The 21,430-nt window shown below is 45.5% G+C and carries 20 protein-coding genes; 11 read left to right on the top strand and 9 right to left on the bottom strand.

What is annotated here, in order from left to right:
• The first annotated feature begins 133 nt into the window (after positions 1–133).
• Positions 134–982 carry a sulfurtransferase gene (locus FTV48_RS04645; protein WP_074383834.1) on the top strand — a complete coding sequence of 283 codons (849 nt, stop codon included), beginning with the start codon at positions 134–136 and terminating at the stop codon, positions 980–982.
• Positions 979–1,830 (top strand): archaetidylserine decarboxylase, encoded by an 852-nt coding sequence (gene asd, locus FTV48_RS04640; RefSeq protein WP_159138403.1) that lies wholly within the window; start codon positions 979–981, stop codon positions 1,828–1,830. Before FTV48_RS04645 ends, asd begins: the two co-directional genes overlap by 4 nt.
• 187 nt (positions 1,831–2,017) lie before the next feature.
• Here asd and FTV48_RS04635 read toward each other — a convergent pair whose 3' ends face one another.
• The gene (locus FTV48_RS04635; protein ID WP_074383835.1) at positions 2,018–2,632 is read right to left on the bottom strand and encodes an SPOR domain-containing protein; all 615 of its coding nucleotides are present in this window, start codon (positions 2,630–2,632) and stop codon (positions 2,018–2,020) included.
• A 308-nt stretch (positions 2,633–2,940) separates the two neighbouring features.
• Positions 2,941–4,731 carry an arginine--tRNA ligase gene (argS, locus tag FTV48_RS04630; RefSeq protein ID WP_179999524.1) on the bottom strand — a complete coding sequence of 597 codons (1,791 nt, stop codon included), beginning with the start codon at positions 4,729–4,731 and terminating at the stop codon, positions 2,941–2,943.
• Positions 4,732–4,972: 241 nt separating this feature from the next.
• Between argS and FTV48_RS04625 the strand changes: the two genes are divergently transcribed.
• On the top strand, positions 4,973–5,260 hold the full coding sequence (locus FTV48_RS04625; protein ID WP_005173318.1) for a DUF2798 domain-containing protein: 288 nt from the start codon (positions 4,973–4,975) through the stop codon (positions 5,258–5,260).
• A gap of 166 nt (positions 5,261–5,426) precedes the next feature.
• On the opposite strand, the gene FTV48_RS04620 is transcribed toward FTV48_RS04625, so the two are convergent.
• The 3 genes from FTV48_RS04620 to FTV48_RS04610 are packed head-to-tail and all read right to left on the bottom strand — an operon-like array spanning position 5,427 to position 7,873.
• On the bottom strand, positions 5,427–6,728 hold the full coding sequence (locus FTV48_RS04620) for a DUF445 domain-containing protein (RefSeq protein ID WP_179999522.1): 1,302 nt from the start codon (positions 6,726–6,728) through the stop codon (positions 5,427–5,429).
• An 11-nt stretch (positions 6,729–6,739) separates the two neighbouring features.
• The gene (locus tag FTV48_RS04615) at positions 6,740–7,291 is read right to left on the bottom strand and encodes a hypothetical protein (protein ID WP_179999520.1); all 552 of its coding nucleotides are present in this window, start codon (positions 7,289–7,291) and stop codon (positions 6,740–6,742) included.
• Positions 7,292–7,333: 42 nt separating this feature from the next.
• Complete coding sequence (locus FTV48_RS04610) at positions 7,334–7,873, bottom strand: DUF924 family protein (RefSeq protein WP_005173312.1); 540 nt, start codon at positions 7,871–7,873, stop codon at positions 7,334–7,336.
• Between the two features lie 211 nt (positions 7,874–8,084).
• Here FTV48_RS04610 and gshA point away from each other — a divergent pair, with 211 nt between their 5' ends.
• Both gshA and FTV48_RS04600 read left to right on the top strand, forming a co-directional pair.
• Entirely contained in the window at positions 8,085–9,662 is a 1,578-nt protein-coding gene (gene gshA, locus FTV48_RS04605; RefSeq protein ID WP_074383841.1) for a glutamate--cysteine ligase, read from the top strand.
• Positions 9,663–9,680: 18 nt separating this feature from the next.
• A complete protein-coding gene (locus FTV48_RS04600) occupies positions 9,681–10,208 on the top strand; it encodes a disulfide bond formation protein B (protein ID WP_074383842.1) in 528 nt (175 codons plus the stop codon).
• Positions 10,209–10,259: 51 nt separating this feature from the next.
• Here the strand turns inward: FTV48_RS04600 and FTV48_RS04595 are convergent, their stop codons facing one another.
• Entirely contained in the window at positions 10,260–11,591 is a 1,332-nt protein-coding gene (locus FTV48_RS04595) for a hypothetical protein (protein ID WP_005173301.1), read from the bottom strand.
• A gap of 246 nt (positions 11,592–11,837) precedes the next feature.
• On the opposite strand from FTV48_RS04595, the gene FTV48_RS04590 reads away from it, so the two are divergent.
• Together FTV48_RS04590 and parE are read left to right on the top strand one after the other, a co-directional pair.
• Positions 11,838–12,431 carry a YqiA/YcfP family alpha/beta fold hydrolase gene (locus tag FTV48_RS04590; RefSeq protein WP_005094963.1) on the top strand — a complete coding sequence of 198 codons (594 nt, stop codon included), beginning with the start codon at positions 11,838–11,840 and terminating at the stop codon, positions 12,429–12,431.
• Between the two features lies 1 nt (position 12,432).
• Positions 12,433–14,313, top strand: a complete 1,881-nt coding sequence (parE, locus tag FTV48_RS04585; RefSeq protein WP_159516500.1) for a DNA topoisomerase IV subunit B — start codon at positions 12,433–12,435, stop codon at positions 14,311–14,313.
• 108 nt (positions 14,314–14,421) lie between these two features.
• Here parE and FTV48_RS04580 read toward each other — a convergent pair whose 3' ends face one another.
• The 3 genes from FTV48_RS04580 to FTV48_RS04570 all read right to left on the bottom strand — a co-directional run bounded on the left by FTV48_RS04580 (position 14,422) and on the right by FTV48_RS04570 (position 16,613).
• A complete protein-coding gene (locus FTV48_RS04580) occupies positions 14,422–15,150 on the bottom strand; it encodes a hypothetical protein (RefSeq protein WP_074383844.1) in 729 nt (242 codons plus the stop codon).
• 116 nt (positions 15,151–15,266) lie between these two features.
• Complete coding sequence (locus tag FTV48_RS04575; protein ID WP_159516499.1) at positions 15,267–15,794, bottom strand: GNAT family N-acetyltransferase; 528 nt, start codon at positions 15,792–15,794, stop codon at positions 15,267–15,269.
• 75 nt (positions 15,795–15,869) lie between these two features.
• Positions 15,870–16,613 carry an outer membrane protein OmpK gene (locus FTV48_RS04570; protein ID WP_005094972.1) on the bottom strand — a complete coding sequence of 248 codons (744 nt, stop codon included), beginning with the start codon at positions 16,611–16,613 and terminating at the stop codon, positions 15,870–15,872.
• Positions 16,614–17,739: 1,126 nt separating this feature from the next.
• Here FTV48_RS04570 and FTV48_RS04565 point away from each other — a divergent pair.
• The 4 genes from FTV48_RS04565 (at position 17,740) to dsbD (ending at position 21,418) form a co-directional block, all read left to right on the top strand.
• On the top strand, positions 17,740–18,108 hold the full coding sequence (locus tag FTV48_RS04565; protein WP_005094974.1) for an HPF/RaiA family ribosome-associated protein: 369 nt from the start codon (positions 17,740–17,742) through the stop codon (positions 18,106–18,108).
• A 128-nt stretch (positions 18,109–18,236) separates the two neighbouring features.
• Positions 18,237–18,779, top strand: coding sequence for a hypothetical protein (locus FTV48_RS04560; RefSeq protein WP_005094976.1), 543 nt, complete (start codon positions 18,237–18,239; stop codon positions 18,777–18,779).
• Between the two features lie 21 nt (positions 18,780–18,800).
• Positions 18,801–19,556 (top strand): transporter, encoded by a 756-nt coding sequence (locus FTV48_RS04555; protein ID WP_159516498.1) that lies wholly within the window; start codon positions 18,801–18,803, stop codon positions 19,554–19,556.
• Positions 19,557–19,573: 17 nt separating this feature from the next.
• Complete coding sequence (dsbD, locus tag FTV48_RS04550; protein ID WP_218945868.1) at positions 19,574–21,418, top strand: protein-disulfide reductase DsbD; 1,845 nt, start codon at positions 19,574–19,576, stop codon at positions 21,416–21,418.
• Positions 21,419–21,430: the final 12 nt, after the last annotated feature.

Raw genomic sequence — 21,430 nt, 5'->3', positions numbered from 1 at the left:
TTTTTTTATACGAGATGGATTTTTAGCATGACTTATCTAAAATCCTGCTAATCATCTTAAAAGAAACCGCATAAGTGTAAAAATGAGCTGTGCTAAGATCAAAACAATTTGACCCATCATAGCCATGATAACGATGACAGCTTCAGCTTTTAATTTTGGTCTGCTGATCGAGGCAGAAGATTTAGTTCCCTATTTGGGCCATGAAAAACTTCGTATTGTCGACCTCAGCCGGGCTTCTGTGTATGAGCAGTTGCATATTCCACATGCCCTGCATTTACAACCCAAGCTGCTGGTTCGTCAGGAAGATCATACGATGGGGCTATTGCCGGATGTAGAAGGCTTGCAGGCCCTCATTGCTTATCTGAATATTTCGCCTGAGCATCATGTGGTGGCCTATGATGATGAGGGCGGGGCGTGGGCCGGGCGTTTACTCTGGAATCTGCATTGTCTGGGTTTTGAAAATACCAGTCTATTGAATGGCGGGATTCATGCCTGGCTAGGTGCAGGTTTGCCAACCTCGTCCGATCAGGAAATATTTAGCCCGGTGAGTCATTTAGTTCCTGTCAATCTCGAGCAAAAATCAGAGTTTCAGATTGACTATGATGAATTACACCAGCTCATTGAAAATGAACAAGTTCAACTGTGGGATTGCCGCACTGAAGATGAATATACTGGCCTGCGTCTGGCAGCGCGCCGCGGCGGTCATATTCCGGGAGCACGTCATTTTGAATGGAGTACTGCCCTTAACCGGCAAAATCATTTAAAATTGCAGCCTTTACCACGTACTCAGCAGCGTCTGGAACAACTGGGCTTTGATTTGACTCAGCCGGTTGTGGTGTATTGCCAGTCCCATCATCGCTCAGGTTTGGCCTATATTCTGGGCCGTTTACTGGGCTGGAAAATTCGAGCCTATGATGGTGCGTGGAGTGAATGGGGCAATCGCCTCAATAGTCCAATCGCTACAGGGGAGGTGCCATCTTGAGCATCACATCACGTTTAAAACAACAGTTTTTTATTAAAGCTCAACGATTAGTACCGCAACATCGCCTGTCTCGTGTGGTCGGCAAAATTGCTGCCAGCGAAAACCCGATTATCAAAACGGCTGTAATTACTGCCTTTAAGGCACAGTACGGCATTGATATGTCGATTGCTGAACAGGCCAATGCCTTGAAATTCAAATCATTTAATGAATTCTTTACCCGTGCCCTGAAACAAGGGATTCGTGCAGTTGATCCAGATGCCAGCAGCATTGTTTCACCTGCGGATGGGGCGATCTCCCAGCTGGGTAAAATTGAAAATGGCGATGTGTTTCAGGCCAAAGGTCAAAAATTTACTGTAGAAGCGCTGATTGCTGACCCGCAACTGGCTGAACCCTTCAAGAATGGTGAATTTGCGACAGTATATTTGTCACCACGTGATTATCACCGTGTGCATATGCCATTTGCAGGGACTTTGACTGAAACCTTGTATGTACCGGGGGAACTGTTCTCGGTCAATCAGGTCACGGCAGAAAACATTCCGGGTCTGTTTGCCCGCAATGAACGCATGGTCTGCCTGTTTGATACTGAAATTGGCCGTATGGCAGTGGTCTTGGTGGGTGCAATGATTGTCGCTGGTATTGAAACGGTGGCTACTGGCAAGGTTAAACCTTCTGGTCGGATCGAGTTAAACCAGCATGATCTGTTCCTGGAAAAAGGTGCGGAACTGGGCAGGTTCTACCTCGGTTCAACTGCAGTGATTTTATTTGAAGAAAATAAAATGCAGTGGGATGCCGCGTTCAATGCCAATTCTTTGGTGAATATGGGTGAAGCATTGGGGCATACGGTTTAAAAGCTGCTTTTAGCCTCCCTTTATTAAAGGGAGGTTGGAGGGATTAAATATTTTCTAGTTTAGAATAAATAAAAATCCCCCTCAGTCTCCCTTTAAAAAGGAGGAATTTCCTCTTCTATTAAGGAGAAGGTTAGAGAAAGATTTAAATAAAAAAAGCGCCATCAGGCGCTTTTTCTCATTTAAATCTTTAGCGTTTCACCACAATCGAATCAATGCCACTGTGTTGCAAGGTCTGCTGGGCAATCAGTGCCGCATCAGCCGAGTCATAAGGGCCTGAGACCACGCGATACCAGACTTTGCCATTTTCTACGCTTCTGACCACATCAGCAGACAGGCCATTCAGAATAATTTCCGCACGGCGGGCATCGGCCTGATCCGGATCATCAAAGCTGCGTACTTGCAGAATATAGCTGACCGGAGCTGTAACCGGTGCTTCGCTGACTTCCAAGCCAGGTTCGGTGCTTGCTGCAGCTTCAGGAACTTCAGGTCGAGGTGCTTCTACAATCACCACAGTATCCTGTCTTTTAGCTTCAGGTACCGCCTGTTCAGGAATCGGAGTTACTTGTTGTTGTGGCAACAAATCGTAAAAACGGTAATCCTTATTGGTGTCTTCTTCCTGGACAGATGCTGCAGTCGTTTGAGTTTTAGGCTTAACCGGTTCCCATGGCTTCCACAACATCAGTGCCATTAAAAAACTCAACACGATTAAAATGATCACGAGTGTGCCGAGCCAGGTCGGAATCAGTGGCTTTTTAGGCTTATTCGGTCTTTCAGATACACCGCGTTGCGTTTTTCCAAACACTTGGGATTTCCTCTATATGGGGTTGCCTCATAGAAAAGGCATAACAGTGGTTATGCCTGACTATTATTTCATCCTATGTGATTAAGATCCAAATGTCATTATTTAGATCAAACTGCACACCAGATTTATACTTGAACTATTTTTTCAAATAGCTGGCAGAATCTAGCCAGGTATTTTTTGAACAGCTAAAACAACAGTTTTCGTTGTGGCTTCGAGTAGAGCTTTTGTCTTGCGAGCATGCAAAACAATCTATACATGCTTACTCAAGCGAAGCTTTCGCCTTGCGAGCATGCAAAGCGGTGCTTTGCTTACATGCTCTCAGGCGCAGACACACCTAAAAGTTCTAAGCCATTACGCAATACCTGACGTACGTTCACTGATAACAGTAAGCGCGCCTGAGTCAGTTCAGCATCATCACCGAGTACTTTATTGTCGTTGTACCAGCCGTGGAACAAGGCTGCCAGCTCTTTCAGGTAGTTGCCGATTTGATGTGGCTCATGGCTGTTTGCAGCACGCACCAGAATTTCTGGATAGGCAGCCAGTTTAGCCAGAACTTCAGTTTCAGCATCCAGCTCGAGTCGGGCCGCCAGAGTACGCGCTGCCGCAGCGTCAAAATTCACGCCTGTAGAGGCCGCTTTTTCTAACATACGGCAGATTCGGGCATGCGCATACTGGATGTAATATACAGCGTTGTCTTTGCTTTGCGACACCGCTAAGTCTAGATCGAAATCGATGTGTTGTTCAGATTTACGCATCACATAGTAGAAACGTGCAGCATCGTTGCCGACTTCTTTGCGCAGATCACGCAAGGTCACGAACTGACCTGAACGAGATGACATTTGTACCATCTCGCCACCGCGCCACAGGCTGACAAACTGAACCAGAAGCACCGTTAATTTCTTCGAGTCATAGCCCATCGCATCAATCGCTGCTTTTACACGTGCGATATAACCGTGGTGATCGGAACCCCAGATATCAATAATATCGGTATAGCCACGTTGTAATTTATTCAGGTGATAGGCAATGTCAGAGGCAAAGTAGGTGGTCTGGCCATTACGGCGTTTCACCACACGGTCTTTTTCATCACCAAATTCAGTCGACTTGAACCAGATATTGCCATCTTTTTCGTACAGGAAACCACGTTGATCTAAGGTCTGTAAGGCTTCTTCAATTTTGTCGGTTAATGATTCTTCGCTGAACCATTGGTTGAAAGTGACACCAAATTCGCCCAGGTCATCTTTAATATCATCCAGAATCGCTTTGAGTGCTGCCTGTAGGAAGACACGATAGCCTGTACCAATCAACGCCTGAGAATTAAAGATCAAACCATCAATGTGCTTTTCTTTGTCGCCAGACACCACCACTTTGTTGCCATCTGCATCCAGTTCAGCAGCGAATTGCACATCTTCCGGTACATCTTTATACACATCCGCAACCGGGCGGACATAAGCATCGCCATCCTGGTCAATAATGCTTTGCGCGATTTCTTTGACATAGTCGCCTTGGTAAGCATTTTTCGGGAAGACCAGTTCCTGACCATTTAACTCTAAATAACGCAGGTAAGTTGAAGTGGCCAGAATGTCCATTTGACGGCCAGCATCATTGACATAGTATTCGCGATCTACTTTGGCACCAGTCGCCTCTAAAAGATTGGCAACGGTCATGCCATACGCGGCACCACGACCATGACCCACGTGCAGGCTAGAGGTCGGATTGGCAGAGACAAATTCAACCTGAATGCGTTTGTCCGCATTGACCTGGGTGCGACCATAAGCATCTTGCTGTGCTTGAATTTGATCGAGTACCACAAAGCGCTGGTCTGCATTGAGGAAGAAGTTAATAAAACCAGGACCTGCGATTTCCGCTTTGCTGATATCCGCCACTTCAGGAAGAACAGCAAGCATTTTTTCTGCTAAATCACGCGGCTTCATACCCGCAGCTTTAGAGGCAATCATCGCGATATTTGACGCGAAATCACCATGTGTTCGGTCTTTGGTACGCGTCAAACTGCTGGTATTGTTCCAGTCAGATGGGAGGACACCTTCAGCTTGAAGGGATTGCACTGCATGTTCTAGAGCTGCTTGGATTGCCGTGTTCATAATCAGTCGAAAATAAATGTCGCAGAAAAACAGCAAATATAGCAAATTTCATGCTCTTTAGGTAAAAGCATTTCTAGGGAATAAAATTTATACGATCACCCCACAGATTTTTTACAATCTGGTCTTTGGGAGAATGTGATCAATCGGGTGAAAATAACATCAATTTTAATAAAAATGCACCTTCAGAAGTATAAAATTTGGCTTATATTAGTGATCTTAAAATATAGAAAAAGAGCAGTCCGTGGATTCGCAACAACATCCGACCATTATTGGCAATATTCCTAAACTTCCGGCGAAATGGGCACTGATTATTGTGCCGTTTATCTTGTCTGGTCTGATGAGTGGCATCATTTCCATGATCAATATGCTGCGCAATTTAGGCTGGATTGATGGATTCATGCCACTTTGGTTTCACAATTGGATGATTTCCTGGGCAATTGCCTTTCCAGTCGTGGTGACCTTATTACCTTTTGTCCGCAAATTTACCGGACTATTGGTGGATATGTCCGGCCCTCAAGCACCGAAGTGATTGATTAAAACAACTCTGACAATAGTAAGGGTTTCAGCCTTTTAAAAATGCCGATGTGAAAAATAGGGCAGGCAAGTTTTATTTTTAAGGTTGGGCTGATTTTATTCTGTCCCCAAACAGCCTGAATCTGTTGAAGAGCCAAGCTGTATCAAAGAGAAAATGGTTTTTAAATCAGATGCTCCACCGCCGCCCGGATAATCCCGAGCACCAGACCGATACAGGCACCGACCACGACACCATTGACCCGGATCATATGCAGGTCGCCACCGACTTCATTTTCAATCTTGTCGATCATCTCGGTCGAATCCCATTCGTGAATGCGCTCGCTAATGAAACGAATCACTTTTTCACTGTACTGATCACTCAGATCCACCGCGATCCCGCTAAGACGTTTATTCAGCAGCTCACGTACCGAAGCATTCGAGATAATATTTTCTCCGACCTGCTGAATCGCAATTCTGAGATTCTCGGCAATACCGGAATCCGGTTTTTGCAAATCCTCTTTAATGGCATCACATAAAATCACCACGGCACCACTGATAAAATTCAGCACCTGCGGGCTATCGAGCAAGGCATCCTTGGTTTCATTCAGACGCTGGCTGGCTTCACTGTGGTTGTCGGCCAGTTGCAACATCCAGTGATGTCCAGTTTCCTCAATTTTAAGCCGCCAAGGATGATCCGGATCGGCCAGCATCGCTTCAACCCTCTGAATGACAGAATCGATACTGCGTTGCTGTACATCAATTCCAATCCAGCTCGCGCCTTTGGCCAGTTTCCAGACTCCCATTTCCTTGAACAGGTTGCGGGTCAGTTCCCGGGTTTCTTCAGGATGTGAGCTCATCCAGGCATGTACCACGTCTAGGCCGCGTTGCAGTACATCCTGATGAAAATCATTTTCGAGTACGGCGCGCAGCATCTCGCTGGCCAGGGTATTGATCTGGGTGTTCTTGACCCATTGCACGCTATTATTCTGGATAAATCCGGCAATCTGTTCCTGCCCGACAAATTCGAAAACTTTAGGCACGGTTTGCTGGATCACCTGGGTGACCTGGGCATTATTCTGCGGATTGGCCAGCCAGCGCCCCGCGGCCAGACTCAGGTCGGTACTGGCCAGACTGCGCTGTACAATTTGCGGAGAGAGAAAATTTTCCTGCACAAAACGGCCCATTGACTCTGCAATACGGGCCTTGTTGCGGGGAATGATTTCGGTATGGTCACGTAAAAATTTCGGGATCGGCAAGCGGCCAAAAGGATTACGGAACAGTACGGTAATCGCATACCAGTCAGCCAGACCACCGACCACACCGGCTTCTGCAGAGAGCATCAGGATATGAATCAGCCAGACATATTCTGGCAGCAGCTTGGCAGCAAGCATGAGTGCCAACCAGATCAGTACCGCGACCACCAGCGCGATGGTCGCAAAACGTTTACTGCGTTGTAAGCTCGGGGAGATAGGCTCTGTCTGCATAGATCATCCTGTCAAGAGGGATTGGCCGGTTGCGGTTGCAGCACTGCGCCGGATGGACTTAGACCATATTTAGTCCCAAGTGACTGTAAAATCAAGCGCGCATCGAAAGCATCACTAGGTGCCTGACCGGCTTTGAAGCATTCAATGGTATAGGCCACCTGAGCAGGATCCAGGGTGACAGTATAAGGACGGTCATAGAACGGGTCTGGCCAGAACCCCGGATAGCGACGGTAATAACCATATGGATAATAGCTCGGTGCCGGATAGACGATCGCCTGACGTGGCGGTTGCTGGGTACGATTACTTGGATCATTCAGCACTCTAAAGAACTGAAAGCCATTTTGCACAGTGGTCTGCGCGGCTTTGAGCAGGGTAATTTCCTCAGCCGTGCCAAAGCTCATATTGGGCCGGGCCTGAAACCCAATCCGATAGGTGTTGTTGTTGAGTGGCGTGGTACTGTAGCGGCCCAACTGATCAAACGTTAATGGTTTTGAAGGCGTCGTTGCACAACCACTCAGGTTGATGGCAGCGATCACACTCAATCCCAGTAGCATATTTTTCATGTTCGATCTCCTGATGCAATGATCCAGTCACAAAAACAGGCTTTAAAAACTGCTGTCGGGCTGGGTCAGGAAGGTTAACTCTTCATCGGTCGAGTCACGACCCAGGGTCTGGTTGCGATGGGGGTAGCGCCCAAAGCGGTCGATAATCACCTTGTGCTTTTTCTCGAACTCCAGATTGGTCGGATTGCCCAGACGCTGGAACAGCTTTAATGCGAATTCATGGATCAGTTTAGACTCACTGTGCATGAAAGGCATATATAAAAAAGCGCGTTGTTCCGGGCTGAGCTGTTGATCCAGATCCAGGCTAATAGCTTCTTGCGCCAAGGCCAGTGCCAGACTGTCCTGAGCAAAAGCTTGCGGCGAATCACGGAATAAATTTCGTGAAAATTGGTCTAGAACGATAACTTCAGCCAGACGGCCTTCGGCGGTTTTACGCCAGGACCAGAGTTCAGCCTGGGCGGCCTGCTGATGCGTGCTCATGAACTGCCGCGCGATACTTTGGTCGAATTCATGACTCTGGCTAAACCACAACGGCTGGCTGTCAGCATGGAACCAGAAGTCTAAAATATCTTGATAATTCATAACATTTACAATTCATTAGCATTTATTTATTCATAAAATCACAAATTTCACATGTCTTATAGAGGAACTTTGTGTTAAAAAATTGCCAAATTAAAAATCAATGGTTTGCCTGAAAACTAGACAGCCTATCATGTGCCGGCCAGAAATCACGTTATACTGATTAAACTGATGATTTTAATTTAATAGTTTAGCCCCTTTAAGCGAGATTGTAATGAGTCAACCTGAACCGACTTCCCAAAATGTGTTACCGACCTGGGTAGAGTCGTCACTCATCAAAGGCATGCTGCGTGGTATTGAGCGTGAAAGCTTACGTATGCAGAGTGATGGTTTCCTGTCACAGGCAGGGCATCCGCGTGCCTTGGGTTCAGCCTTGACTCATCCACATATCACCACAGACTATTCTGAAGCCTTAATGGAGTTCATTACGCCGCCGCAGGACACGATCAAAAAAGCCTTGGACTATCTCACTGATATTCACGCGATTGTGCATCGTCATCTGGAAAATGAGGAAAAACTCTGGCCGATGTCGATGCCCTGCATGCTGGATAGCCGCGATGAAAGTATTCCGTTGGCGCAGTATGGCAGCTCGAATATCGGCTTATTTAAAACCTTGTATCGTCATGGCTTGGGGGTGCGTTATGGTCGCCGTATGCAGACCATTTCAGGGGTGCATTATAACCTGTCTTTCCCGGATCATCTGTTCGAAGCCTTACAGCAGCAGGAGCAGGATGAAGCACTCAAGGACTTAAGCCTGCAGGATTATCGCAGCCACCGCTATATGGGGCTGATCCGTAACTTTATTCGTCTGACCCCACTGGTGATGTTCCTGGTCGGTGCCAGTCCGGCAGTCTGCCAGTGCTTTATGACCGGTCGTGATCATCATCTATTGCCCTTGGTAAAAGGCACCCTGTATACCCCTTATGCGACAGCATTGCGTATGGGACGATTTGGCTACCAGAACTCAGCCCAGAAACAGCTCGGCATTCACTATAATAACTTGCAAGACTATCTAGAAGGACTGCAAAAAGCAGTCAAAACGCCGTATAAACCCTTTAGTCGTCTTGGACTGAATGCAGCAGATGGCCAGCCGACTCAGATCAATGATCATGTGCTGCAAATCGAAAATGAATATTACAGTCTGGTACGTCCGAAGCAGGTGCCACAAGAGGGTGAAACCCCATCTCAAGCCCTGGAAAATCGCGGGATTGCCTATGTCGAGCTGCGGGCAGTCGATGTCAATCCATATAGCCCGATTGGCATCAATGAAGACACCGCCGGCTTCCTGGAAGTGGTGGCCTTGTATTGTTTATTGCAGGACAGTCCAGCACTTTTCGGTGAGGAGCAGGAGATCATTGAGCAGAATCAGACCGAAGTGGTAAATCGTGGCCGTGCGCCGAATGCTGCAATTCTGGCAGATGGTCAATGCTATCCGATTGAAGACTGGTGTGCCATACATCTGCAACGCATGCAGCCTCTGGCCGAGCTGCTCAATCAGACCTATGCAACCGACCTGTATAGCAATGCCATGAAAATGATGCAGATTCGGGTTGATGAAGTTGATGCGACTTTATCTGCCCTGGTGGTGGGCGATACACGCACTCAAGGCAGTATGTGGCACTTTGGCCAGCATCTGGCTCAGCAACATAGCAGTGTTTATGAAGCACATCAGCTCAGCCCGGAAACACTGGCTTATTTTGAAGAAATGTCACAAAAGTCATTGCAGCAACAACAGCAACTCGAGCAAGATAGCAGCGTCAGTTTTGCTGATTATTTAGCCCAATATCGATAAAAAATAAGAGGATTCACCATGCAATGGGGTTATCGCTTCGTGAGTGGTATGTTATTTTTGGCTGCTGTCATTGGAATGGCATTTGCCTTATATCTTGAGCATGTACAAGGCCTGGTGCCTTGTCCACTCTGTGTGTTTCAGCGTGTGGGATTAATTGGACTGGGGATCATCTCACTCATCGCATGTCTGCATAACCCTAAATCCAATATCATGAAGCGGCTCTATGCCTTGCTAGGTTCGCTGAGTATTTTATGGTCTGTGGGCGTCGCTGCCCGGCATGTCTGGTTACAGAATCTGCCACCGGATCAGGTGCCGAGCTGTGGTCCTGGCCTGGAATACTGGCTGGAAACCTTGCCAATGCAGTCGGTATTGCAACAGGTACTCAATGGTTCTGGCGAGTGTGCCACCATTGACTGGATTTTCTTGGGGCAATCTTTGCCGGTCTGGTCTCTGATCTTCTTTAGTATTTTATTGCTGGTCAGTCTATGGCAACTGCTGCGCAAATATAAAACTGCACCGGTTAAACGGCTCAGAGATAAATATTAATAAGTTCGCATTAACAAGCCCTCAATTGAGGGCTTGTTAATGCGCTGAAAGTTAAGTCAGGGCAATACCTTCCAGACTTTCCAGATCAATTGTATATTCACGAATTTGATCAAAGGCTTCATCTTCTACACTTGGATAGAACCAGCGTGCCACCTGTTCGGCGACCAGCGGATGATATTGAATCTCGAAATGGTTCAAGCCATAGAAAATAGCCTTGTGGGCATCCGGAACTTTGAGCTGGAAACGCGGATTGGGATGCTCGCCCAAAGCGCTTTTGATACTGACCAGATAGTCGCCAATCACGTGCAGGGTCTTGTTTTTGCGGTTTTCAAATTCGATCGTACCTGCAACCAGATAGGTGTCGATATGCGACGGGATCGGGGCAGGTTTACGGTTGTCATCCATAAAGCCGATCCGAAGCGCATTATGCTCCCAATCATCATCACGGACGCTGCCATGGCGTAAATCCAGAATTCCATTACTGCGAATATTGACCAGATGACCAATCAGCCGGATCAGCGGGAAATGTCCAAGTTTGTCCTGCAAGCTAAACCCAAAACGTTCCAGAACAGCACCATGATGTGGTGAGCCGAGACAGACCAGATTCTCCACCATATTGATCCAGCCATACATATTCTGCTTGCCATAAAACAGCGCACTACGAGAGACCAGACCCCCCATGCTATGCCCGATCAGGTCAATACTGGTAATTCTCGGATTGCGAGCGACCAGATCCTGCAAGGTATTGGCCAGACTGCGGCCATTGGCTGAAATTCGCCGACCAGTATTGTAATTCAGATACAGCATGGTATTGCGGTCGCGCTGGGCCAGTAATTTTTCTCCAATCCCTTCATATTTGCGATTTGACCAGTCTAAATGGTTCATGCATAAGCCATGTACAAACAGGGTAATCCGTCCGCTCAGCTCACCATTTTGCAATGAGCCATAATGATCATAGATCACCATGGGCAAGGCCAAAGGGTTTTGATATTTCAGCAGATAATCCCCAATAATGCCATTTAAGGCACTGACCAGAAAATGCAAGGAAGGCGTCAGCGGCTTATTATGCAGTTTGGGAAAACGTTCAATAATCTGGCGTAGACCGGGTGCAATCAGGGTATTGCCATAATGAAACAGCATGTCATAGGACATTTGATAGAGCCGGGCAATCGACGGAATATTCTGAATTTTTTGTGAATTATTCTCACTTAGACCAAAAATACTCATTAAAATTTCACGCTGAATACTCTTGATCAGTTCCTGAATCACGTCGTTAAAGCGCGTTGTCACCAGCTGCGCCAGACCTTCCAGTACATCGGCCTGACTCGGTGGGGTTCGGTCCCAGCGACAATAGGTTTCATGTAACGGTGTCAAACTTGGCATCTGATGCTGTCCTTTCAATGAGCCGCATGATTTGTCATCTTTCTTTTTAAAGAACTTCGCGGTATAAATTCTTTTTCTTGTCGAGTTTCCAGATATTGAGGGCCTCATTCTAAAATAGCGAGAATTACAGAATACTTCTGGCTTTTTTGTCAGACAATTTAAGTAATTAACGGGTCTTATAATGTAGTGTACTTCACATTTTTTAAATTAAATTTTGATGATGAATGGGTTTTTTGTTGGTAGTTCATGAATATTATTTATTTGCATGGCTTTAAAAGTAATGCGCACTCGATCAAGGGGACATTGCTGCAACACTACTGTGCAAAATACTCCGGGGTTCAGGTGCATTTGCCTGATTTAAATATGTCGCCACTGGCTGCGATTCAGCAGCTTTCCGAGCAGATTCAGTCAATGCAAGATGTGGCGCTGGTGGGCAGCAGTCTCGGCGGATTCTATGCGACATATCTGGTCGCACAGCATGCTGTGCCTGCTGTACTGATTAATCCGGCAATGCGACCATGGCAATTGTTTCGTGAACTGTTTGACGAGCAACTGCCTTTGCAGGTGCATCCGAACTGGTGTCTGGATGATGCAGATCTGCTGCAACTGCAACAATTGGCCCTGCCAGTTGCACAAGATGCAGACAAAATGCTGGTTCTGCTGCAACAAGGCGATGAAGTTTTGGATTATCGTGAAGCACATCGTTATTATAGTGCTGCGCGTCCCCCTGCAATGCTGATGACCGAAGCGAATGGCAGTCACGGGATGGATGATTTTGCGGAGAAAATTCCGCTGCTCTTACAGTTTTTGTTGGACTGCATAAAAAAGGAAACCGAATAACGTGTCTCAATATACGGCTCAATCTCTTGAAGTTTTATCTGGTCTGGATCCGGTACGTCGTCGTCCGGGCATGTATACCGATACCTCTCGTCCGAACCATCTGGCGCAGGAAGTGATTGATAATGCTGTCGATGAGGCCTTGGCCGGACATGCCAACAAGATTACCGTCACGGTCTGTAAAGATGGTTCATTATCTGTCGAAGATAACGGTCGTGGTATGCCAGTCGATATTCATCCCGAATATGGTCAAAGTGGTATTGAAATCATCATGACCAAACTGCATGCCGGTGGTAAGTTCAGCACCGATAACTACCAGTTTTCCGGTGGTTTGCATGGCGTGGGGATTTCAGTCGTTAATGCACTTTCGACCCGTGTAGAAGTTGAAGTTCAGCGTCAGGGCAACCTGTATAAAATGGCCTTTGAAAATGGTGAGCCGGTTGCACCTCTTGAAGTGCTGGCAGGCAAGGCGCCTAAACGTGCCTCGGGAACTACGGTACATTTCTGGCCTGAAACCAAATACTTCGATTCACCCAAATTTGCCTTAAAAGCTTTAAAGCATAATCTCAAAGCCAAAGCGGTTTTGGCTGCGGGCTTACAGATCAATTATATTGACCAGATCAATGACGAAAAGATCAGCTGGCAGTTTGAAAATGGTCTGGTCGACTATTTGATGGATGAGCTTGAGGATCGTGAAATCATTCCTGCACCGGCTTTTGTTGCAACAGGTGACGCTGAGCATGCTAGTGCCGAGTTTGCGATTTGCTGGAATGTAGAAGGCGGCGATAGCATTCAGGAGTCCTATGTCAACCTGATTCCGACCGCGCAGGGCGGTACCCATGTCAATGGTTTACGTTCAGGCGTGACCGATGCCATGCGTGAATTCTGTGAGCTGCGTAATCTGTTGCCGCGTAATATGAAACTCTCTGCGGAAGATGTCTGGGATGGTGTCAACTATATTCTGTCGCTGAAATTCCAGGAGCCGCAGTTCTCGGGACAAACCAAAGAGCGTCTGTCGAGTCGTGAAGCCTCAGGTACGGTGCAAAATATTGCCAAAGATGCATTTGCACTCTGGCTAAACCAGAATTCTGATATCGCGATGCAACTGGCTGAAATGGCCATTTCTAAAGCGGGTCGCCGTTTAAAAGCCGCGAAAAAAGTAGAACGTAAAAAAATTGTGGCCGGTCCAACCTTGCCGGGTAAATTATCCGACTGTGTTGGACATGATCTGGATCAGTCGGAACTGTTTATTGTGGAAGGCGATTCTGCGGGTGGTTCTGCCAAACAGGCGCGTGATAAAAACTTCCAGGCGATCATGCCCATTCGCGGTAAAATTCTAAACACTTGGGAAGTCTCTTCGGATGAAGTTTTGGCATCGCAAGAAGTACATAACATCGCGATTGCGATCGGTGTCGATCCGGGTTCAGATGACCTGTCCGAGCTACGTTATGGCAAAATCTGTATTCTGGCCGATGCCGATTCCGACGGTCTGCATATTGCAACTTTGCTCTGTGCCCTGTTCGTCAAGCATTTCCCGACCTTGGTGGAAGAAGGGCATTTATTCGTTGCCATGCCGCCCTTGTATCGGATTGATGACAACAAAGACGTGCACTATGCCCTGGATGATGACGAGCTCAATGGTATTTTGAAAAAATGCAAAAGCAAAAATCCGCAAATTACCCGATTCAAAGGTCTGGGCGAGATGAATGCCAGCCAGTTACGTGAAACGACCTTAGATCCAAATACACGCCGTTTGGTGCAGCTGGATTTGGATGATAGTCATTTTACCGCAGGTTTACTGGATAAGTTACTTGCGAAAAAACGTGCCAGTGACCGTAAGGAATGGTTAGAGCAAAAAGGCAATCTGGCAGATATTATTGTGTAATAGCACTCTTTTTTAGATCAAGAGCCCGCAACTGCGGGCTTTTTGCTGGCTTGAATCTAAGCCCTATTTTTTCGATCTGAGTGCTGATATTTTTATATCTGAAACCGATTAATTCTCTACTTTTAAGAAAACTCCTGCCGCTGAAACATTATGCCCAAAGCCACAACCTGAATCACCACTATTTTGCTTAAGCACTGCACGACTTCCGAGTTTGGCATCAAAGCCTAAAGAGATATCGATTTTGCAGTCTTCAGAGCGATATTGTGCCTGTGTTTTATTCAGTGGCATCGTGGTATTAAATCCACCTAGATTTGGTCCATAAATCAAACTGCGTAAGCCCATATAGAGACCTTCATATTCGATCGCATAATGTTGCTGCTGTTTGACAATTTTCAGCGTACTCCAGGCACCAAAACCGGCATGCTGTACATAAGTACCTGCAAGTTCAGTGTCCTTTTTAGGTGGAGGAAGCTGTTTTAAATTAAATTGACTACTTTTAGCATCGGGGTAAACGGAGAACCAGGCACGTGCCCATTGAGGCTTGCCAAGTTTGCTATAGCTTAAACCCACATTATTAAATGCTGTTGTAATGGCTTGTTCAGAGAAAGAGGTTTTAGCTTCATCCCGGTTCATTTCACAAAAAGATGACCAGGCAGCTTGTTGCTTAAATTGTGCTATGGCCTGTTGATAGTGTTTTTGATCATAGAATTTTTTGCCATTATTGGCGTAGCTCTTCACTTTACTGCAGCTTGTACGAAGTTCTTTTTCAAAATCTGAATCGGCAAAAGTTAGTGTACTTAAAGTTAAAATACCAATACAACATAGAGATTTATACATTGTTTTACTCTGGACGGCTTTGATCTGAATAAAACATAGCCAGCTTTGGAAGTAAATAGAGTGTCTGTTTCGATACCAGTTTAATAAAAGAGAAGCCGGTCTAAATAACAGGAGATTTAAAGAGCCGTTACTTCGGCCTGCTCCAAATTCAGTTGTAATAGCACCAGATCGCGCCATTGACCAAACTTTTGTCCAACTTGCGGCATATAAGCACTTTGCACAAAGCCCAGTTTTTCATGCAGGCGAATCGACGAGATATTTTCTGAATCAATCGCTGCGACCATGATATGCAATTGCTGTGCTTGAGCCTCTTCAATTAAATGCTTTAATAAGATAGAACCTAGACCTTGTCCTGCATAATCCGGATTTAGAAAAACTGAATGTTCTACCGTGTGTTGAAAGCCTTGAATACTACGAAACTGGTCATAGCAGGCATAGCCAGCAACACGCTGATCTTGTCTATCTTCAACCACAAAAACCGGGAAATTTTGATTCTTCAACTGCTTAAACCAGATTTTAAAATAGTTCAAATCAAAGGCTGTTCTGCTCCAGGTCGCAGTGCCATGTAGCACTTCTTGATTATAAATCTCGAGGATGGTTTCAAGATCATGCTCGGTGGCATGTCGAATTTGAAAATGATGCATATTTTTGTTCTAGTTTGGCTTGAATAAGGGATGAAAAAAAGCAGAACCGAAGTTCTGCCTTTGATCATACCTCAATTAGAAATGATACTTCACCAGTGCACTGACATCATGTTGGTCGATATTTGTACCGAACTTGTTATTCCAGACCGAATGCTCGATACCTAGATAAAGTTTAGTCTCGGGAGAAATGTGTTTACCCACATTCCATTTATATTGACTGGTCCAGTTGAGTTCACTTTTATGATCGGGACCTTCAGCAGTTGACCAATCTAGGAAAGCATCTGCCAGAAACTCTTCACTGCCAATTTTAAATGGTACCGCATAAGTGATCGTCATTTGATAATCATCTTTTTGCAGATCATTGTCGGCTTTATAGAAGTTGATGGTTGCATAGTTGGTATAAGGGATCGCTAAATTAAAACCAACACCATATAGGTAGTTGTTAAAATCACTACCCTTGGCACTGTTGCCTTCCCAAGTCGTTGCAATCAATATGTCTGTGATAGGGCCTAGTTCAAGTTTCTGGCCAGTTACCGCGCCAAGGCTTAAACGTGGTGCAACTTCAAAATAGGTTTCGTTACCATTTGGATCATTGTTGGTACGATCCGCAAAGGCAAAGAAATCGCCATATTTAAAACCGGCTGCATATTCAGCAGTAACTGTGCTTTGCTCAATTTTTTCATCTTGAGTTGAAAATGGTACTTTATAGTTTTCACCATAAAGGCCGGTCAGGCTAAAGTCTTGCCAGATTGGTTTTGCCTGGGTAAATGTTGCAGTGGTAGCCAATGCACAAAGTGCCGCGAGTTGTGTCAATTTCATTTAAATCTCTCCCCCAAGAAAGCAGAGTAAGCATACAGATTAATGCGTAAAAATAAAGTTAAAATTGATCGTTGACCTAAATATCTCCAAGTCTTCAGCATGAGGAAATATTTGATCTCATCGATAGACATTTCCGAAAATAAGAGATGAGTTTTTAAGTCATTATTATTAAAAAAAATTTAAATCAGGCAGTATAAAAACCAAGAAAGCTTTATTGAAATAATAAAGCTGAAACTCTCTTTAATCGAATTTAAATCTCACTGTTTTTTTAAGTGTTTTGAGTTTGCAAGATTGCCATCTCATCATTCATCAAAAAGAGAAAGCACAATAGCGATGTATTTTTAGGGCGAATATTTTGCTAAAAAGCATGAAAATGTTTGGCTCGATGAAGCTATTTGGCCGGTATTTAAGCGACTATAGCTGCCAGAATCTTTAAATTCCTGTTCATTTTGTGTAATAAATTCAAGCTTTAATCAAAGTTTTTTGTTTATTTATTAAACTGTTTGGCTTGTGGAGAAATCATCCTGACCGGTCATTTCCTGCATACAAAAAGCCATAAGAACATTGTGTTTAGGGGAAGATATAAGAATTTTTGAAAATCTTTAAGAAGAGTAGAAAACAATCACCAGCCTAGCAGAGGGAAGGATCATTGTAAGGCTTGTCACGCTTATATTTCCCAGAAAATCTACTTGATTATTGCTTCTGAGATTTTCAGATAAACTCTTCAGATTTTGCCATTATTTCAGCTCATGAATAGAGTGGTTTGGATGTTATTTGTACTTTTTTATAAGAATATTTCGCTATTAATTTTTGATGAAATCATATGAATGATAATGTAATTGAGAGAGGTCAATAACCCTATTTTAAGCTGAGTAAACAGTTGTCACAATCCATTATTCTTTTGCTAAAAAGCCAAAATAGGACTTGCATATTTTCAAGATAGGGCTGATATTCGAGATATAAGGACACGGTTCTGCAGACTCAAAAATGTGTTCATCATTCAAAGTGGAGGGTGTAATTCCAATCATTTGAAGAAGTGAAATGCGATGCGAAACAGCAAGCTACAAACGTGCCAAGATAAAAATTTTTGCACTCAAAAAGTTACAAAGATTGAGGATGGTAATTTATGAATATTGAACTTCGTACAGATAAACACATTCAGAATAGCGAGCGTTTAATTGATTATGTACGTGAAGAATTAAATCAAGAATTCCAGCGCCATAGTGAGCGTATTACTCATTTTTCAGTCCATCTCAGTGATGAAAATGGCGCCAAAGGCGGTGATGATGATATTCGCTGCATGATAGAAGCGCGTCCTGCAGGGTTAAAACCCGTGGTCGTCAATCATCGCGCTCACAATGTGGATACTGCCATTCGTGGTGCGATTGACCGGCTAAAACGCAGTCTGGAACATGTGATTGAGAAAAAAGACAATGTTCGTCCTGGTGCCTTAGCACTGGCAGATACAGATACTGCAGCAGAGATTGACGAGTAATGCTGACCGATTTTAAAAAGCCCTGCGGGGCTTTTTTTGTATGAAATAAAAATATAATAGTGAGAAGCGCAACAAAGCCGCACGTTATTCGGCATAATAGTCGAAAACGAATGAAAGTGAGCTCCATCATGTTAACTGCGCAACAACAGCTTTTTGTGCAAGCACTCGAAGAATTAAATCTGGATCAGGTAAAGCAGCTTTTGGCAGATGGACTCAATCCAAATTTTATTGATCATGACAAAGGCCCGGTAATTTCGGTCTGGTCAGATGGTTTATTTAAATGGTGGGAAGAGGTATGCGAGTTATATGAAGCCGGCACCCCACTTTCAGCTGAAGAAAAACAGGCAAGATTGGCTGTACATTTACAAATTCTGGAAGAATTGATCCAGGCCAAAGTGAATTTGCATCTCTGGGATGCAGAAGAAATTTATGGCCCATTATGGGATGCTGCAAGTGCCGCATGTGCACCTGCCGTGCAGCGTTTACTCGATGAAAAAGTTGATCCAAATAGCAAAGATGAAGATGGCATGACCATTTTATCTTCGATCAGTGACCTGTTCTTCGATTGTGATTTTGATGAAATTAACTGGTCAGAAGCCTTGGATGAAGAAAAACAGACGCTAGAACTCCTGCGTAGTCATGGCGCAAAAATGAGCAAAGAACTGGGTTAAATTTTAATAAAGAGCACCAAGATGACAATATTAAAAACTTTGGGTTTAATTGCACTGACTGGTTGCAGTGCATCACTTTTCGCAGCAGATTTTGAATTTGATCGACCAGGTGAAGGTCTGAGTACAGGCATTACCCCGGTCGGAAATGTTGCCTGGGAGCAAGGTTTGCCCACAGCCCGCTACAGCAAGTCGGGCGAGAAAACGGTAACGACACTGAATGCAGATATGTTGTTACGTACCGGACTTAGTGATGGTCTGGAGTTGCGTCTGGGCTGGGAAGGCCCTGTCTGGTCACAAGTCAAATCCAACGGTCAGACGAATGAAAATGATGGTCTGGGCGATGTCAGTATTGGTCTGAAAAAAGCCATTGATCTGGATGATGACAAACTGAGTCTGGCCTTGCTGGCCGAAGCAGTTATTGCGACAGGCAATGCCGGTTTCAGTAATGAAGAAGATATTTACAGCCTGGGTTCTGTCGTATCGTACCAATATAATGACTTGGTCAGTACCGCATTGACTATGCGTTATGAATGGCAGGACAGCAATTGGGCCATAGCTGCGATTCCATCGATCGGCTACCAGATCACCGATCGCTGGTCAGGCTATTCGGAACTGATTTACCGTAAAGCTGAAAGCATCGATAATGAATACGCGCTTGGCACTGGGGTAATGTATGCACTTAATGACCGGGTTCAGCTGGATGCCAGTGTGGGAGTTGATCTGGACGGTGCAGAGCGAAGCTACTTTTCAGGTTTAGGCGTATCCTTCTTATTCTAGGACACTCCAGTTTCGTGATGATCAGAAACCCGCAATTTCAGAGCTGGGGCAAAATACTTGCCCCGGTCATCTTGGGAAGCTTCGTGTTTAGCAGTCCAGCTCAGGCCGAAACAGCGCTCTTGTCTGCCGAGCAGGCTTTTCCTGTTCATGTGATTTCTACCAGTCAGCAACAGGCTGAACTGAGCTGGCAGATTCCGGATAACTATTATCTGTATCAGCATAAAATTGAAGTGCGGCAGGGCAATCAGCCTGTATTGCTTGAATTACCGCCTGCTAAAGATCTGTATGATGACAACTATGGGCATACCCAGGTGTATTATCAGCAGTTAAAGTTTCAGATTCCGACGCAGGCCAACCAGTCCTATCAGGTGAGCTGGCAGGGCTGTGCCAAAGACCGAATCTGTTATCCGCCGCAAAGTATTCAGTTCAAGACAGATCTGTCAGGTCTGGTGCAATTTGAAGCTGCCGGCCCAGGAAGCAAGCGCTTACTTGATCTAAACGGGTCATCACTACAACACAATACCCTGTTTAATACAGCGGCTTCCTCAGAATCTACAGCGGATGCATTTTCTGCAACCTCTAGCGGGCAACCCGCAGTCGGTGCGGCACAAGACCAAAAATGGTCAGCTCAATTGCTTGAACGCTCTTTGGGTTATGGACTGTTACTGTTCTTTGGCTTAGGAATCTTGCTGGCTTTTACCCCATGTTCCTTGCCGATGCTGCCGATCCTGACCTCGCTGATTGTACGGGACAGCAAAGGTGTCAAAGCCTGGATGATCGCCCTGACTTTTGTCAGCAGTATGGCCGCGGTCTATGCGGTGCTGGGTTTAATTGCGTCTTCGGCCGGCCTGAATTTCCAGCGTTGGTTGCAGCAACCCGGTACCCTGATTGCGTTTAGTGTGTTGTTTGTCCTGTTTGCCCTGAATCTGTTTGGACTGTTTGAAATCAAACTGCCACAACGTCTGGTTCAGCGTCTGGATCGGGCTCAGGCCATGCAGCAGGGTGGTAGTTTGGTCAGTGCTGGAGTCATGGGCATGATCTCGGCGCTGCTGGTCGGGCCATGCATGACCGCACCGTTGGCGGGTGCACTCTTGTTTATTTCCCAGACCCAAAGCCAGTGGCAAGGTGCCTTGCTGCTATTTACCCTCGGTTTTGGCATGGGCACACCTTTACTGTTGGCCAGTATTTTGGGTGCACGGGTACTACCTAAAGCCGGGCACTGGATGAATCAGATCAAAGTGCTCTTTGCCTTTATCATGCTGGCGCTGGCACTGTATTTTATTCGCCCACTGATTTCAGAAGCGACTTTACAGTGGTTATCCTTAGGCTTGGGCATGGTCTTTGTGACCTATGTACTGTTCCGGATTTTCTGGCATCGTACCAGTCTGAGGTGGTTGTATATCCTGTGTCTGGTGATAGCGCTGCCTTATATCAGCTATAGTCAATATCAGCATAGTCAGCGGTTTTTTGTTGAGCAGTCCAGTACAGAAGCCCAGTGGCATGTGGCACGCAGCGCAGCAGAATTTCAGCAGATTTTGAATATAGCACCGCAAGGGCAAAAGATCGTGATTGATGTCTATGCCGACTGGTGTGTCGCTTGTCAGCCGATTGAACATCGTATTTTAAAATCTGCACAGGTACAGCAGGCTCTGGCACCTTATTTCCTGATCAAGCTGGATTTAAGCCAATACAATGCCTCGCATCAAATGCTGTTAAATCAATGGGAAATTCTGGGACCACCAACCTATTTATTTCTGAATGAGCAGCAACAGGAAATTCGCGGTTTACGTTTGACCGGTGCTTTTAGCGAAGCAGAATTGCTGGCCCAGCTGCAACGTCTGGCTCAAAGCTCAACTCCATAATCTTCATAATCA

The organism is Acinetobacter sp. YH18001, assembly GCF_013416975.1.
Classification (GTDB): Bacteria; Pseudomonadota; Gammaproteobacteria; order Pseudomonadales; family Moraxellaceae; genus Acinetobacter; species Acinetobacter pseudolwoffii.
This window is presented reverse-complemented; position numbering and strand designations above follow the sequence as displayed.

Excerpts from the sequence above, each read along its gene's own strand:
- FTV48_RS04565 (WP_005094974.1), top strand. The coding sequence starts at position 17,740 with ATGAATATTGAACTTCGTACAGATAAACACATTCAGAATAGCGAGCGT.
- FTV48_RS04620 (WP_179999522.1), bottom strand. The coding sequence starts at position 6,728 with ATGCAGACAGAGCCTATCTCCCCGAGCTTACAACGCAGTAAACGTTTT.
- dsbD (WP_218945868.1), top strand. The coding sequence starts at position 19,574 with ATGATCAGAAACCCGCAATTTCAGAGCTGGGGCAAAATACTTGCCCCG.
- FTV48_RS04615 (WP_179999520.1), bottom strand. The coding sequence starts at position 7,291 with ATGAAAAATATGCTACTGGGATTGAGTGTGATCGCTGCCATCAACCTG.
- FTV48_RS04580 (WP_074383844.1), bottom strand. The coding sequence starts at position 15,150 with ATGTATAAATCTCTATGTTGTATTGGTATTTTAACTTTAAGTACACTA.
- FTV48_RS04595 (WP_005173301.1), bottom strand. The coding sequence starts at position 11,591 with ATGCCAAGTTTGACACCGTTACATGAAACCTATTGTCGCTGGGACCGA.
- FTV48_RS04600 (WP_074383842.1), top strand. The coding sequence starts at position 9,681 with ATGCAATGGGGTTATCGCTTCGTGAGTGGTATGTTATTTTTGGCTGCT.
- FTV48_RS04555 (WP_159516498.1), top strand. The coding sequence starts at position 18,801 with ATGACAATATTAAAAACTTTGGGTTTAATTGCACTGACTGGTTGCAGT.
- FTV48_RS04570 (WP_005094972.1), bottom strand. The coding sequence starts at position 16,613 with ATGAAATTGACACAACTCGCGGCACTTTGTGCATTGGCTACCACTGCA.
- FTV48_RS04575 (WP_159516499.1), bottom strand. The coding sequence starts at position 15,794 with ATGCATCATTTTCAAATTCGACATGCCACCGAGCATGATCTTGAAACC.
- argS (WP_179999524.1), bottom strand. The coding sequence starts at position 4,731 with ATGAACACGGCAATCCAAGCAGCTCTAGAACATGCAGTGCAATCCCTT.
- FTV48_RS04560 (WP_005094976.1), top strand. The coding sequence starts at position 18,237 with ATGTTAACTGCGCAACAACAGCTTTTTGTGCAAGCACTCGAAGAATTA.
- FTV48_RS04645 (WP_074383834.1), top strand. The coding sequence starts at position 134 with ATGACAGCTTCAGCTTTTAATTTTGGTCTGCTGATCGAGGCAGAAGAT.
- FTV48_RS04610 (WP_005173312.1), bottom strand. The coding sequence starts at position 7,873 with ATGAATTATCAAGATATTTTAGACTTCTGGTTCCATGCTGACAGCCAG.
- FTV48_RS04590 (WP_005094963.1), top strand. The coding sequence starts at position 11,838 with ATGAATATTATTTATTTGCATGGCTTTAAAAGTAATGCGCACTCGATC.
- gshA (WP_074383841.1), top strand. The coding sequence starts at position 8,085 with ATGAGTCAACCTGAACCGACTTCCCAAAATGTGTTACCGACCTGGGTA.